General features: G+C 60.1%; 9 protein-coding genes, 1 pseudogene and 1 riboswitch. Of the genes and pseudogenes, 1 reads left to right on the top strand and 9 read right to left on the bottom strand.

What is annotated here, in order from left to right; genetic code table 11:
• Nucleotides 1-2 precede the first annotated feature (2 nt).
• The 9 genes and pseudogenes from J7G73_RS11175 to glyA form a co-directional block, all read right to left on the bottom strand.
• On the bottom strand, nucleotides 3-1,331 hold the full coding sequence (locus J7G73_RS11175; protein WP_291246301.1) for a solute carrier family 23 protein: 1,329 nt from the start codon (nucleotides 1,329-1,331) through the stop codon (nucleotides 3-5).
• A gap of 2 nt (nucleotides 1,332-1,333) precedes the next feature.
• Nucleotides 1,334-3,728: pseudogene (gene xdh, locus J7G73_RS11170) on the bottom strand (selenium-dependent xanthine dehydrogenase).
• Nucleotides 3,729-3,741: 13 nt separating this feature from the next.
• A complete protein-coding gene (gene hydA, locus J7G73_RS11165) occupies nucleotides 3,742-4,953 on the bottom strand; it encodes a dihydropyrimidinase (protein WP_291246300.1) in 1,212 nt (403 codons plus the stop codon).
• Between the two features lie 152 nt (nucleotides 4,954-5,105).
• Nucleotides 5,106-8,081, bottom strand: coding sequence for a putative selenate reductase subunit YgfK (ygfK, locus tag J7G73_RS11160; RefSeq protein ID WP_291246299.1), 2,976 nt, complete (start codon nucleotides 8,079-8,081; stop codon nucleotides 5,106-5,108).
• Nucleotides 8,082-8,253: 172 nt separating this feature from the next.
• A complete protein-coding gene (ssnA, locus tag J7G73_RS11155; protein WP_291246298.1) occupies nucleotides 8,254-9,591 on the bottom strand; it encodes a putative aminohydrolase SsnA in 1,338 nt (445 codons plus the stop codon).
• Between the two features lie 607 nt (nucleotides 9,592-10,198).
• Complete coding sequence (locus J7G73_RS11150) at nucleotides 10,199-10,582, bottom strand: transcriptional repressor (RefSeq protein WP_087296391.1); 384 nt, start codon at nucleotides 10,580-10,582, stop codon at nucleotides 10,199-10,201.
• Nucleotides 10,583-10,883: 301 nt separating this feature from the next.
• Nucleotides 10,884-12,152: a replication-associated recombination protein A gene (locus J7G73_RS11145; RefSeq protein WP_291246297.1), complete on the bottom strand. Its 1,269-nt coding sequence runs from the start codon at nucleotides 12,150-12,152 to the stop codon at nucleotides 10,884-10,886.
• Between the two features lie 4 nt (nucleotides 12,153-12,156).
• A complete protein-coding gene (locus J7G73_RS11140) occupies nucleotides 12,157-12,996 on the bottom strand; it encodes an alpha/beta fold hydrolase (RefSeq protein WP_291246296.1) in 840 nt (279 codons plus the stop codon).
• 86 nt (nucleotides 12,997-13,082) lie between these two features.
• Nucleotides 13,083-14,336, bottom strand: a complete 1,254-nt coding sequence (gene glyA, locus J7G73_RS11135) for a serine hydroxymethyltransferase (RefSeq protein WP_291246295.1) — start codon at nucleotides 14,334-14,336, stop codon at nucleotides 13,083-13,085.
• Nucleotides 14,337-14,531: 195 nt separating this feature from the next.
• On the opposite strand from glyA, the gene nth reads away from it, so the two are divergent.
• The gene (gene nth, locus J7G73_RS11130; RefSeq protein WP_087296387.1) at nucleotides 14,532-15,182 is read left to right on the top strand and encodes an endonuclease III; all 651 of its coding nucleotides are present in this window, start codon (nucleotides 14,532-14,534) and stop codon (nucleotides 15,180-15,182) included.
• A gap of 68 nt (nucleotides 15,183-15,250) precedes the next feature.
• Nucleotides 15,251-15,368, top strand: a riboswitch (TPP riboswitch).
• Nucleotides 15,369-15,371: the final 3 nt, after the last annotated feature.

Here is a 15,371-nt window from a genome sequence, read left to right as displayed (position 1 = left end):
TATCAATTCTCCTTTTTCTCTTTGGGAAGGATAAGATTCAGCAGGATGGCGGTCAGGGCCACCACGATGACCTCGGAGTTGCCGAAGATCTGGCCAATCCAGGCGGGGCAGCCCGCGAAGGCATTGGCGGTCTGGGGAATGCCCACCGCCATGGCCACGCTCAGGCCGGCGATGAACACGCTGCGGGGGCTCAGGCCTTCCCGGGCCAGCATCCGGACACCGGTCATGGCGATGGAGCCGAACACGGTGACGGTGGCGCCGCCCAGAACAGGCTGGGGAATGGTGATGAGGATCGCGCTCAGCTTGGGTACCAGAGCCGCAACGGCGACCACGCCGCCGGCGATGCCGAAGACCACCCGGTTGATGACCTTGGTGGTGACCACGATACCCACGTTCTGACCGGCAGCGGCCACAGGCACGCCGCCGAAGATGCCGCCCAGCAGGCTGCACAGGTTGTTTGCGATCACGCCGCCGGTGATTTCGGCGTTGGTGGCCGCCCGCTCATAGGTGCCGTTGGCAGTGGCCTCAAACTGGCCGATATCCTGCACGGCGTTCACCATGAACACAATGCCCAGGCTGATGATAGCATTCAGGTTGAACTCGGGAGCAAAGTGGAAGGGCGCGGGCAGCTGGACCCATGCGGCGGAGCCCACTTCGGTGAAGTGGATCATGCCCATGGCCATGGCTGCCAGATAGCCCACCAGCATACCGATCAGGGTGGCGCTGGCTTTGACCATACCCTTGCAGAACTGGCCGCAGATAATAACCGTGGCCAGAGTGATGAAGGCCAGAATCCAGTTGCGGGCGCTGCCGTAGCTGGGGTCACTGGCCACACCGCCCGCCATGTAGTTGATGGCGGTGTCGTACAGCGAGATACCGATGGTCAGTACCACGCTGGCGGTAACGATGGGCGGGAACAGGAAACGGATCTTGGTGAAGCACAGACCCACCAGCATGCCCACACAGGCACCGGCGATCTGAGCGCCCACCAGGCCGCCCATGCCGTGCTGCTCCACGATGGAGCGCAGAGTGGGCAGGAAGGCGAAGCCGCTGCCCACCATCACCGGCAGGCCGCTGCTGATAAAGCCCTTCACGCCAAAGGCCTGCAGCAGGATGGCGAGCGCCGCCACCAGCAGGCTGCCCTGCACCATGATGATCTGATCCGAGGCGGAAACGCCCGCGGCGGAGGCGACGATCATGGGCATGGTGATGCAGCCGACAACCATGGCCACCACATGCTGAAGTGCAAGGGGGATGGCCTTGGCCAGGGGGGGCATACCGGTGCGGGTGTAAAGCGCCTGTTCAGAAGGCGCCGCTTTTGCACTGGCCATGCTTATTTGCCCCCTTTCTTATAGAAGGTGTCCTGGAGAGGAAGCTTGGTACGGAACACACCGTCCACACGGTAGGCCGCATGAGCTGCGGCGGGAGCCGCGGGAATGGCGCTGATCTCGCCCACGCCCTTGGCACCGAAGGTGTTCTGGTCCTCAGTTCCCTTCTCCACGAAGATGACCTCAATGGGAGGAACGTCGGTGGCGCGCAGCAGGCCCAGAGTGCCGTACTTGCTCTTCACGTAGCCGTTTTCCATCTTGATGGCTGACCGGGTTGGGCTTGTCGCTGCCCATGCGGTCGGTCACGCCGCTGTATTCGCCGTAGAAGCTCTGGCCTTCCAGATCCTCCAGGGTATGGCCTGCCAGTGCGTTGGCCAGCTCACCGGCTGCACGACGGGTGGCCTCGCCGCAGAACACGGTCTGACGGGAAGCGGTGGAGGTACCGGAGTTGGGAGTGATGGCCGTGTCGGCACGCTCGTGGAAGATGTGCTGCGGGTCCACACCGGTGACCTCGTTCACGATCTGGGTGCAGACAGTGGCAACGCCCTGGCCCATGCAGGCGGCGCTGGTGCGGATGTGCACCTTGCCGTCCACCACAGCCAGGCTGCAGCGGCCGATATCCGGCAGGCCCACGCCCACGCCGCTGTTCTTCATGCAGCCGGCGATGCCCGCGTAGGGGCTGCTCTCGTAGGCTTCCTTCACGGCCTCCAGGCACTCGGCATAACCGGTCTCGGGGCCGGCAATCTGGCCGTTGGGCAGCACCTGACCAGGACGGATGGCGTTGCGGTAACGAATCTCCCAGGGGCTGATGCCCACCTTTTCGGCCAGCAGATCCAGGTTCAACTCGGCAGCGAAGCAGCTCTGGGTCACGCCGAAGCCGCGGAACGCGCCGCCGGGCACGTTGTTGGTGTAAACGCAGATGCCGGTGATGTCCACATTCTGGAAGTTGTAGGGGCCGCCGCAGTGGGTGCAGGCACGCTGCAGAACCGGGCCGCCCAGGCTGGCGTAAGCGCCGCAGTCGGAGATCAGGGTGGCCTTCATGGCCAGCAGCTTGCCGTTCTCGTCACAGGCGGTGGTCACGTCCATTTCCATGGCATGGCGCTTGGTATGGATGTTCAGGCTCTCCTGACGGCTGAACTTCACCTTTACGGGGCGGCCGGTGGCCCAGGCCATCAGCGCCGCGTGGTGCTGCACGCTCATATCCTCCTTGCCGCCGAAGCCGCCGCCCACCAGCTTTGTCTGGCAGCGAACCTTCTCGGGCGGAATCTGCAGCATGCGGGAGATTTCCTTCTGCTCGTCGTATACCGACTGGCTACCGGTGTACATCAGCAGGCCGCCTTCGCCGTCCGGAATGCCGATGGCGCACTCAGGCTCCATGAAGGCATGGTCGGTCATGGGGGTGGAATAATGCTGGGTCACCACATAGGGCGCGCTGGCGATCACCTCTTCGGCGTTGCCGCGCTTGAGCACTTCCTTGGTGAGGATGTTGCCCTTTTCATGCAGCTTCGGGGCATCCGGCTGCATGGCCTTGATGGGATCGGTGAGAGGCTCCAGCTCGGTGTAGGTCACATCCACCAGGTCCAGCACCTCATCCAGAGTCTCCTTGTGGTTGGTGGCCACCAGCACGATGGCATCGCCAATGTAGCGGGTGCAGTCGCCCTCGGCGATCAGCACATCCCAGTCCTGGATGATGTGGCCGGTCTTGTTGAAGGGCACATCCTTGGCGGTGAGGATCTTCACCACATCGGGATGAGCCAGTGCGCGGGTCAGGTCGATCTTCTCCACACGGGCTCTGGGGTACTTGGAGCGCAGGGCCTTGGCGTAGATCATGCCGGGAACCTTGATGTCATCCACGAACAGGCCGGTGCCCAGCACCTTCTCCTCCACGTCCACGCGGGGGAAGTGTGCGCCGATGCGGGCCTCGCTGTCATCCTGGGGAACGGGCAGGTTCTCACGGAACATCTTGGCAGCCAGCAGGATGGCCTCTTCGATGCGAACATAACCGGTGCAGCGGCAGATGTTGCCGCGGATGGCCTTCTTCACATCCTCACGGGTGGGATTCAGGTTCTCATCCAGCAGGCTCTTGGCGCTGATTACCATGCCGGGGATGCAGAAGCCGCACTGCACCGCGCCGGTCTGGCCGAAGGCGTATACATAAACCGCACGCTCGCGCTCGGTCAGGCCTTCCACGGTGGTGATGTGCTTGCCGTTCAGCTTTTCGGTGGTGAACACGCAGGCTTTGGTCTTCTTGCCGTCCACCAGGACGGTGCAGGTGCCGCAGGCGCCCTCGCCGCAGCCGTTCTTCACGCTGGTCAGCCGCAGGTCCTCCCGCAGGTACTCCAGCAGTTTGACATTTTTATCGGTGTGGTGCTCCACGCCGTTTACATATAAGGTATACATGGAGACGCTCCTTTCAGCGCTTCACGTAGGTGCCGGCCAGCAGACCGGTAGGCTGGCCGTATTCCGCCGCCAGCACGCCGCCCACGAATACTGCTTTGGGCATGCCGGTTACGGCAAAGCCCTCGTAAGGGGTATAGTCCACATTTTGCTGCTGCCGGGCCGCGGTGATCACCGTTTTTGCCTCGGGGTCCCATACAGTCACATCCGCATCCGACCCAACGGCCAGCACACCCTTGCGGGGATACATGCCGAAGAGCTTTGCGGGGTTTTCGGCCAGCAGACGGCAGAAGTCGGTGACTGCCAGCTCACCGGGCTGCACCATGCTGGTGTAAACCACCATGGGCCGGTGCTCGATGCCGGGGCCGCCGTTGGGGATCTTGGTGAAGTCCTCGATTCCCAGGTCCTTCTGTCCTTTGAAATTGTAGCTGCAATGATCGGTGGCAATGGTATCGATCTCCCCTGCCGCCACCGCCTTGCGCAGCGCCTGTACATCGGCGGGGGTGCGCAGCGGCGGGCTCATCACATATTTGGCTCCCTCGAAGCCGGGGGCTTTGTAACGGCTTTCGTCCATGGTCAGGTACTGGGGGCAGGTCTCGGCGTAAACCGTCACGCCCTTTTTCCGGGCGGCGCGGACCTCCTCCAGGCCCAACTCGGTGCTCAGATGCACCACATGGACCGGTGTGCCTGCCAGCTTGCCCAGATAGCACAGCCGGTTCACCGCTTCGGCTTCCACCTCAGCGGGACGGCTGACCGGATGGGCATCCGGGCCGAAATGGCCCAGCGCCTTCTGGCGGGCCTGCAGCTCATTCACCAGCAGGCCGTTCTCACAGTGCACGCCCAGGATGCCGCCGAAGGGCTTGAGCGACTGGAGGATCTCCAGCAGCTCCGCGTCGTTCACCTTCAGCGCATCGTAGGCCATGTAGGCTTTGAAGCTGGTCACGCCCCGGCGGAACATCTCGGGCAGCTCCGCCTTCACCTGGTCATTCCAGTCGGTGATGGCCATGTGGAAGGCGTAGTTGCAGCTGCACTTGCCGTCCGCCTTTTTGTGCCAGGCGTCCAGTGCGTCGTTCAGGGTGCCGCCCTTATCCTGGGTGGCGAAATCCACGATGGTGGTGGTGCCGCCGCAGACCGCGGCGCGGGTACCGGTGGTGAAATCGTCCGCCGTTACCAGAGAGCCGCTTTCCATGTCCAGGTGGGTGTGGCCGTCGATGAAGCCGGGGAACACATAACAGCCCGCGGCGTCGTGAACGGTGGTTCGATGGCGGCGATGCGGCCGCCATCCAGAGCCAGGTCGGCCCTGGTCAGCCCCGAGGGGCTGACCAGCTGGCCGTTTTGAATGATAATCAAACGAATCCCTTCTTTACTCGCAGAGCTGGATTACAGGCAGTAGGCGTAATCCTTCAGAATGGTCTCGATCAGGGCCTTGATGGGACCGTAGGTGGTGGTGTCCTGCGCCAGAACGGTCTCGTACTCGGCATCGCCCAGACGGATCTTCACCTTACCGGCAGCGGCATCCAGCACGCAGAAGCCGGGGTTCTGGCTGTCGGCCATGTCGGCCTCAGAGGCAAACACGGTGAACTTGTCCTTGTAGGGAGCGCTGGCGTAGGGGCAGAACACGGCGCAGTTGCCGCACTCGTTGCACATCTTGTCCACATGGACCACCTGCTCTTTGGCCATGCCGGGCACCTTGATGGCCAGGTTGGCGCGGTTGGGGCAAACGTCCACACAGTTCTCGCAGACGGCGCTGCAGCCCAGGCAGCGGTCGCTCTCGGCCTTGGCGTCCACATAGCCGCCCAGCAGGCTGCGCTTTGCCTTCAGCTGAGAAGCCTCGGCGGTGAAGTCGATGGTCTTCACGGCGCTGGTCAGGATGTTCATGGCAGCGGCGGTGGCGTCGGCAATGGCTTCCACAACGGTGGCGGGGCCGCGCTTGGCGTCGCCCACAACATAGATGCCGTTCTCGGCCTTGCAGTCGGCGTCCACCTTGGCCTTGCCCTTCTCATCCACGGCGATGCCGCTGGTCAGGAAGGTGGCGGTGTCCACCTTTTCGCCGATGGCGGCGATCACGCAGGAGGCGGGCAGCTCGGTGGTCTCACCGGTGGCCTCGGGGCTGCGGCGGCCGGAAGCATCGGGAGCACCCAGACGCATCACGTCGCAAACCAGCTTGCCGTCCTTCAGGGCAACGGGAGCCAGCAGCTCGCAGAACTCCACGCCGTCGGCCAGAGCCAGCTCCAGCTCTTCCTCATCGGCGGGCATGTAGCGCTTGCTGCGGCGGTATACCAGGCGAACGTTGGCAGCACCGGCGCGCTTGGCGGCACGGGCAGCGTCCATGGCGGTGTTGCCGCCGCCGATGACGACCACATCGTTGCCCAGGTTCAGGGTCTCGGGGGCGTTCTTCTGACGGTCCAGGTACTCCAGAACGTTCAGGGCCTCGCCGCCCTCCAGCTTCAGAGCGCCGTGGTTCCAGGCACCGTTGGCCAGGATCACGTGGGTGTAGCCCTGACCCAGCAGCTCAGCGGGGTTGGCCACGGTGGTGTTCAGCTTCACTTCCACGCCCAGCTTCTCCAGCAGAGCAGCGTCCTTGGCGATGGCTTCGTCGCTGATGCGGAAACCGGGGATGACATGCTTCACGATGCCGCCCAGAGCATTGCGCTTCTCGAAGATGGTAGCCTTCGCGCCAGCCTTGGCCAGGAAGTAGGCCGCAGCCATACCGGCGGGGCCGCCGCCCACGATGGCAACATTCTCGCTGCGGGGAGCGCCGGCCTTCAGGCCAGCCAGGAAGGCGTCGTAGCCGCCCTCGGCAGCAGCCAGCTTGGCTGCGCGGATCTGCACGCTCTCCTCGTAGAAGTTACGGGTGCACTTGGTCATGCAGCGGTGACTGCAGATGGTACCGGTGATGAAGGGCAGGGGGTTCTTCTCGCAGATGACCTGCAGAGCCTCTACCAGCTTGCCCTCGCCCACCAGCTGGATGTAGGTGGGGATATCCTGATGGATGGGGCAGCCGGCCTCCTCACAGGGAGCCACGAAGCAGTCGATCAGGGGAACGTCCTGCTTCATCTTGCGGCTGGGCAGGGGCTTGATGGGCTTCACATGGTGGGCGTCGGTCTTGACGGAATCCACCAGGGTGCCCAGCTTCTCCATATCCACACCGGCGAAGGGTACGTAGTCCATGGCAACCAGCTTGTCGGCCATGGGACGCAGGCGGTTGTATCCGCCGGGCTTCAGCAGGGTGGTGGCCAGGGTGATGGGCCAAATGCCGGTATCGAAGATGCGGTCGATGTTGAAGTAGTCAGCGCCGCCGGAGTAGGATACCCGCAGCTTGCCGCCGAATTCCTTCTCCACCTTCTGAGCCAGGCTGATGGACAGCGGATACAGGCTCTTGCCGCTCATGTACATCTCCTCGCCGGGCAACTCGCCGGCAGCGATGGTCACGGGGAAGGTGTTGGTCAGCTTGATGCCGAATTCCACGTTGTTGGAAGCGGCCAGATCCAGCAGACGGTTAAACATGGGGATGGCGTCCTCAAACTGCAGGTCGCCCTTGAAGTGATGGTCGTCGAATACGATGTAATCGTAGCCCATGTCGTCCAGGGTCTTGCGGGCGAACTCGTAGCCCAGCAGAGTGGGGTTGCACTTGATGTAGGTATTCAGCTTCTTCTCATTGATGAGGTAGGTGGCGATGCGCTCGATCTCATCCGGGGGGCAGCCGTGCAGGGTGGACAGGGTGATGGAGGTGCAGACATGGGGATTGATGGCGTCGATGTAAGCGGCGTCGATGCCGTTCAGGCGGTTCAGGTTGGCCTTGGCCCATTCCACGCACTCAGCCCATACCTTGCTGGTGGAGGCATCCTTCATGCCCTCGATGTAGGTGTTCACCTTTTCGCTCTGGATACCGGCCAGGTCGTAGCCAACGCTCATGTTGAATACGAAGCCGTTCTCGCTGCCCAGACCGTACATGCGGCTGATCAGCTTCAGGGCGAACCAGGCCTTTACATACTCCTCAAAAGCCTGAGGAACGCGCAGCTCGGTGCTCCATTCCACGTTGTAGCACTCGTCCTCCGCCTTGATGCAGGGCTTGGAGACGGGCAGGTCCTCACCGTCGATGATCTGAACGGTCTTGACCTCAAAGAAGCGGCTGCCGCCGGCGTATGCGGCGATCAGGTTCTGAGCCAGCTGGGTGTGAGGACCGGCAGCGGGGCCGAAGGGGGTCTCGATCTGCTCGGTGAAGATGGGCAGAGTCTTGCCGGCGGTGTGCTTGTAGATGTCGCCAACGCCGAAGATGGTGCCCTGCTGGGCGTACTCGGTGAGGACCCAATCCATCAGTTCAGCAAACGGAATGGGGCGCATGATGTCGCTCATAATGATTCTCCTTTTTCTCTCAAACATTCATTGCCCGCCTTTCGAAGCGGATCTCGGTTTCCGTACTGTTTTGAGCCCGCACGGAGGCTTTGTTACACAGGTTGGGGCACAAAGAGCCCGCCCGGTGTCTACCGGGTGCAAACCGGGCTCTTTGTGCCTGATGGGTGCTGAATCAGCGGCCCGCGTTGATGCGGTTCCACAGATCGGCGCTCTGCTCGCGGCAGTGGGCCAGAACAGTTTCCTTATCGATGCCGATCAGCTCGCGGTCCTTCATCTTGACCACGCCGTTGATGATGGTGGTCACCACGCTGCGGCCGGTCATGCCGAACAGGATGTGGCTGTTGATGTTGGAGGCGTTCATCGGGGTCAGGGGATCGTAATCGGAAACGATCACGTCGGCGTAGGCGCCTTCCTTCAGGATGCCGATGGGCTTCTCGAAGAAGCGGCCGGCCATGGCGCGGTTGTTCTCAAACAGCATGGTGGGAATCTCGCCCCAGGCCACGTTGGGCTTGCAGGCGTTGTGCTTATGCAGCACATTGGCCACCTTGTAGCTCTCGGTCATGTCGTTGGTGTAGCCGTCGGTGCCCAGGCCCACGGTCAGGCCCTTTTCCATCATCTTCAGGATCGGGGGGCAGCCCACGGCGTTGCCCATGTTGCTTTCGGGGTTATGTACCACCATGGTGTTGGTGGCCTTCAGCAGATCCATCTCGGCCTCGTTCACGTAGATGCAGTGACCGCAGATGGTCTTATCACCCAGAATGTCCATATCGTGCAGGCGGAACACCAGGCGCTTGTTGTACTTGGTCAGGCTGTCGTACAGATCGTCGATGCCCTCGGCCACGTGGATGTGGTAGCCGGCGCCCTCGGGCTTCTCGGCTGCGCAGTACTCCAGGGTCTTGTTGCTCAGGGTGAAGGGAGCATGCATGCCCATCATACCCTTGATCATATCGGTGGTGTCGGCCTGAGCGTATTTGATGAAGTCCACGTTTTCTTTTACGGAAGCCTTCATCTTGTCCTCGCCGTCGCGGTCGCTGATCTCATAGCACAGGTTGGAGCGAACACCGAACTCCTTGGCGCTCTCGGCGATGGCGAACAGGCTGCCCTCGATGCCGCCGTAGCTGGCATGATGGTCAAAAATGGTGGTCACGCCGTTCATGATGCAGTCCAGATAGGTGGCATCGGCGCTGGCCTTGGTGTCCGGCAGGAGCAGGTTGCGGTCGATGGTCCACCACTGCTGATCCAGAACCTCCAGGAAGTTGGTGGGGTTGTTGCCCTTGATGGTCAGGCCGCGGGCAAAGGCGGAATAGATGTGGTTGTGAGCGTTGATGAAGCCGGGCATGATCACACCGCCCTTGGCATCGATGAATTCGGCTTCCGGATACTTTGCCTTCAGTGCGGCGGTCTCGCCCACTTCTTTGATCAGGTTGCCCTCAATGGCAACACAGCCGTTTTCCAGATAGGGGTTTGCGTCATCACGAGTGACCAGGCGGCCATTTCCCAAAAGATACATAACCATTCTTCTCCTTTACTGCTCATGTGTTGTTATTCGGTTACAAACGAAAAACGACTGTAACAGAACACACTGCTCACCATTGTCTTTGACAGATGGATCACAGCCCGTGCGCGAAGCACTCCGTTACAGCCGTTTTTATTTACTCTGATTTTTGTCTGATTTTTCCCTTTTCCTTACGACCCACGACCCTATCATGATCAAAAATCATAAAAAAAAGAACAGCCGCACCGTAACCAATGAACAGCACAACATCTGTTGTGCCTGCCCAACCCGTGCGCGAAGCACTCCGTTACAGTTGGCTGTTAAAAATCAAACTATGCTTGTGAGAAAAGTGTCATTCCTCATTGCACGTTCAGTATAGCACCATGAAATTTCACGTGCAAGTGGGTTCGAACGTTTTCTATTTTTTGCCTAAAGCTTCCAATTCATTGTTGTGCAAAACAACAAAGTATTACTTTTATTTTTTCACCAAAACCACACTTTTGGGCTCCATTCGCCTATTTTTCCGGCACTTTTGTGGGAAAATGTGCTTTTTTAAAAGCCTTATATGTATAAAAAAACAACGCCCTGCTTGCAGTCGCAAACAGGGCGTTGTGGAAGCGAATCAGCTGCGTGCCGCGTCACGGCATGCGGAGCACAGCCCGTAAAGATTCAGCGAAACATGCTCGATGGCCAGATCCTTGCGGGCCTCGATCATCTCGTTGACCGCCGTCTTGTCCAGGAAAACATCCTCAACCTTTCCGCAGCGAGTGCAGTAAAGGTGATCGTGCTCCGAAAGGGTACGGTCAAAACGATCTGCCATGCCGGGAATGGATACCCGGCGTACCCGACCCATTTCCACCAGGCCGTTCAGGTTACGATACACCGTGCCAAGGCTCAGCCCGGGGCAATCCTCACGGATGGCCAGATAAATATCATCGGCCGTGGGATGATCGCAACGGTTCTGCACCTGACGCAGTACAAGCTCACGTTGACGGGAATAGCGCATTGTGGAAACCTCCTTTGCAGTATTGTTCCGTTTGGAACGGAAACGAGCGCGGATCACAGTCAATATCCATAAATCCGTCCGCTCTGTAAAATTGCAAAAATTCACACTGAATTCTATGTTTATATACTAAAATAGGAATCGTTCCTTGTCAAGCAACAGCGCAAATTTTTATATGAAATTTTAAGTTTTTGTAGCAACCGCCAAAGCTTTTCCCGCTTGCCGTGCATCAGTTTATGCGCAGTGCAAAAACCGCCGCCCGGAGCATTTCGGACGGCGGTTAACAAATTCAAAAGCTTATTTTTTACTTTTTCTTCACTTTATCCCAGTATGCCTTGGCCGCCTGTTCGTTTTTGTTTTCCCCATATTCATAATATACAGTTCCGGCCAGTGCATCAGGCAGATACTGCTGCTCCACCCAGCGGTTCGGAAAGTCATGGGGATATTTATAGTTCTGGCCCTTTACCAGTGCATCTTCTCCATCAAAGTGCTTATTCTGCAGCTGCCGGGGAATGGGCCCGGATTTGCCCCGCTTCAGGTCCGCCATGGCCCGGTTGATGCCCATGTAGGCCGTGTTGGACTTGGGGCTGGTGGCCACCAGGACCACCGCGTTGGCCAGCGGGATGCGCGCTTCGGGCAGGCCCACCATGTTGGCGATGTCCACCGCCGCTTTGACGATGGGCATGATCTGCGGATAGGCCAGGCCCACATCCTCGCAGGCGCAGACCATCAGACGGCGGCAGGCGCTTACCAAATCCCCTGCTTCCAGCAGGCGGCCCAGATAATGCAGCGCCGCGTCCGGGTCCGAGCCGCGCATGGACTTCTGATAGGCGGACACGATGTCGTAGTGGTCGTCCCCTGCCCGGTCGTAACGCATGGCGGTGCGGCGGGCCACCTGCTTGACCATCTCCAGCGTGATCAGCCGGTTGCCCTCCGAATCAGGAGCGGCGGCGGTGGCCGCAAATTCCAGGCAGCCCAGTGCCTTGCGCATATCACCACCGCAGGCATCCGCCAGATACTGGCAGGCCTCCCGGGGCATCTCGATGGGTCCGGCCTCCTCGGCGCTCAGACGCTCCAGCGCGTTGCGGATTCCCTGCTCGATATCTGCCGGCTGCAATGCCTTGAATTCAAACACGGTACACCGGCTGAGCAGCGCATTATAAATATAGAAGTAGGGGTTTTCGGTTGTGGAGGCGATCAGGGTGACGGAGCCGTCTTCAATGCACTCCAGCAGGCTTTGCTGCTGCTTCTTGTTCAGATACTGGATCTCGTCCAGATACAGCAGCAGGCCGTTGGCGCTGTTCAGGGTGCCGATCTCGGCCAGTACCGCCTTGATGTCACTGGTGGAGGCGGATGTACCGTTCAGCTTGTGCAGCCGCATGCCGCTGTTTTCCGCGATGATGCGTGCCACCGTGGTTTTGCCCACACCGGACGGGCCGTAGAAGATCATGTTGGGAATGCGTCCGCTGTCGATGGTCTTGCGAAACACACAGCCCTCCCCCAACAGGTGCTGCTGGCCGCACACCTCACTCAGTGCGCGTGGACGCAGCCGCTGGGCCAGAGGCTCACTCATGATGTTATCCCCTTTCCGTGGTGAAGGCTTCGCTGCTCCAGCCCTTCAGGATCTGGTCCGCGTAGCCCGGGTTTACAAACCGGTCGATGGCATAAACCAGACTCCGGTCCCAGAAGGCCCACTCGTGGCCACCATCCCAGTCCATGTAGGTATAATCCACCGGCAGGCTCTGGGCCAGCTGACGGAAGGCCTGGTTCTGCTCGTAAATATAGTAAGGCTCGTGATCCTGGCGGCCGGTGGTACACAGAAGCTTTGGCTGCTGCTCCGCAGGCAGGGCACTCACCTTCTGCACCAGACGGAACAGGTCCCGGTTTTCCGGCAGCTCCAGCGCCTGACCATAGACCGGCTCAAACACATAACGCACCAGTGGGTTGTCCTTCTGGCCCAGCATCAGGTGCATGGCCACTGCGCCGGAGAAGCTGGCGCAGCCCGCATACCGCTCCGGATGGTTGAGCCCGATCATCAGCGCACCATAGCCGCCCATGGAAAGGCCGCAGATGAAGTTCTTTTCCCGCTCGTGAGGCAGCTTGACGATCTGATCCAGCAGCACAGGCATCTCCTCAGTGAGCCAGGTATGATAGGCCTGGTTGGAGGCAGTGTCGTGATAGAAGGAATTGCCCGCGTCCGGGATCACAAGCGCAATGTTGTTGTCCGCCGCGTAGCGCAGGGCCGCCGACATGTTCACCCAGTCGTCGCCGTCGTTGGTGAAGCCGTGCAGCAGGGTGAACACTGCACGGGGCGGCTGGCCCTTCCAGCGGTCCACCAGGTCACAGGGGAAATAAAGCCGCACCTGAGTGGTGCTCATCAGGGCCTGGCTTTTCAGTTTGCAGGTAAAAAATGCCATGATCGTGCTCTCCTTTTCGGCATTGCGCCAGCAAGGCGGCTTCCCCCGCTGCACGGGAAAAGCCGCCCTTTTGTTGGTGCTACAGATTATTCATACAGCGGGAAACGGGCAGTCAGCTCCGCCACGCGGGCTGCCACCTGGTCCTTCTTGTTTTCAAAATCGAAGATGCAGTCGGCAATGCAGTCCGCAATGACCTTCATCTCCTCGGGACCAAATCCGCGGGTGGTCACCGCTGGGGTGCCGATGCGCACGCCGCTGGTCACGAAGGGACTGCGCTTTTCGCCGGGCACCGAGTTCTTGTTGGCGGTGATGTGCACCTCGTCCAGATTGTGCTCCAGCTCCTTGCCGGTACACTCCTCGTCGGACAGATCAATCAGCATCAGGTGGTTGTCGGTGCCGCCGCTCACCAGCTTCACGCCCCGGGCGGTCAATGCATCCGCCAGCACCTGAGCGTTCTCCACGATCTTGCGGGCGTATTCCTTAAACTCGGGGCGCAGCGCTTCCCCGAAGCAGATCGCTTTGGCGGCGATCACATGCTCCAGCGGGCCGCCCTGGGTGCCGGGGAAAACCGCCTTGTTGATCTTCTTGGCCAGCTCCTCATTGTTGGTCAGGATCAGACCACCGCGGGAACCGCGCAGGGTCTTGTGAGTGGTGGTGGTCACCACGTCCGCGTAGGGCACCGGGCTCTGATGCGCGCCGCCCGCTACCAGACCGGCAATGTGGGCCATATCCACCATCAGGTAGGCACCCACCTCATGGGCAATGTCGGCCAGCACATCAAACTTGATGGCGCGGGGATAAGCGGAAGCGCCCGCCACGATCATCTTAGGCTTTACCTCCTGAGCCAGCCGGCGCAGGGCATCATAATCCAGATAACCATCAGCATTCACACCGTAGGGCACGAAGTTGTAGTTCTTTCCGCTCATGTTCACCGGGCTGCCGTGGGTCAGATGACCACCCGCTGCCAGATCCATGCCCAGAATGGTATCGCCCACCTCCAGCAGTGCAAAATACACCGCCAGGTTGGCCTGTGCACCGGAGTGGGGCTGTACGTTGGCGAACTTGGCGCCAAACAGCTCACATGCCCGGTTGATGGCGATCTGCTCCACCTGATCCACATAGGCACAGCCGCCGTAATACCGGTGGGCGGGGTAACCCTCGGCATACTTGTTGGTGAGCACAGTGCCCATGGCAGCCATAACCGCCGGGCTGACAATATTTTCGCTGGCGATCAGCTCAATGTTCTGCCGCTGGCGAACCAGCTCCCGCTGCATCGCCTCGGCCAACTCCGGGTCCTGCCCGGCCACAAAGCCGATGGTATCCATCATATCCTGATACATGTTGTTTCCACTCCTTTTCCCATATGGCCCCAGCCATTATTATACTATTGTTCTATTATAGCGCATCTGCCGCCCGCACACAACCATCCGGCATCAAGTTTTCCTGACGGGAGCAAAAAGATTTGCCCAAACTGAGAATTCGTGCTATAATCATTGAAAATTCTTTTACACAAGCCAAAATGGAGGGATTCACCCATGACCACAAAAGCCCTGGCACTGGAAGTGATCCAGCGCCTGAAAGACGCATACCCCATCGCGGAATGCACCCTGGATTACGACCACGCCTGGCAGCTGCTGGTGGAGGTGCGGCTGGCCGCCCAGTGTACCGACGCCCGGGTAAACGTGGTATGCAAGGATCTGTTTGCCAAGTACCCCAGTGTGGATGCGCTGGCTGCCGCCGAACCGGAGGAGATCGAGGCCATTGTAAAGCCCTGCGGTCTGGGCCGTTCCAAGGCCCGGGACATCAGCCTGTGCATGCGCCGCCTGCGGGATGACTTCGGCGGAAAGGTGCCGGACGATTTTGACGCGGTGCTCAGCCTGCCCGGCGTGGGCCGCAAGAGCGCCAACCTGATCATGGGCGACGTGTTCGGCAAGCCTGCCATCGTCACCGATACCCACTGCATCCGGCTGTGCAACCGGATCGGTCTGGTGAAGAACATCACCGAGCCCAAAAAGGTGGAGATGGCCCTGTGGAAGATCATTCCCCCGGAGGAGGGCAGCGATTTGTGCCACCGGTTCGTGCTGCACGGCCGGGCTGTGTGTGATGCCCGCAAGCCGGACTGTGCCGCCTGCTGCCTGAAGGACATCTGCAAAACCGGTAAAAAGGCTGTTCCCGCCGCGGAGTGAGTCGCTTTTCTGATTCCACAAAAGGAAAACCTTGACAAATTCCTCTACCGTGTTATACTTATGCACGGACATAAAAACAGGGGCGCTGGGGGCCATCCCCGGCTGAGATCAGAGCAAATTGCAGCTCTGGGTCACCTTGAACCTGATCCGGGTAATGCCGGCGTAGGAAGTTTGAGGATCATAGCGCAA

The sequence above is a fragment of the Allofournierella sp. genome (assembly GCF_017889395.1).
Taxonomy (GTDB): domain Bacteria; phylum Bacillota; class Clostridia; order Oscillospirales; family Ruminococcaceae; genus Allofournierella.
The sequence above is the reverse complement of the archived record's forward strand: the minus strand, read 5'-3'. Positions and strand labels throughout refer to the sequence as shown.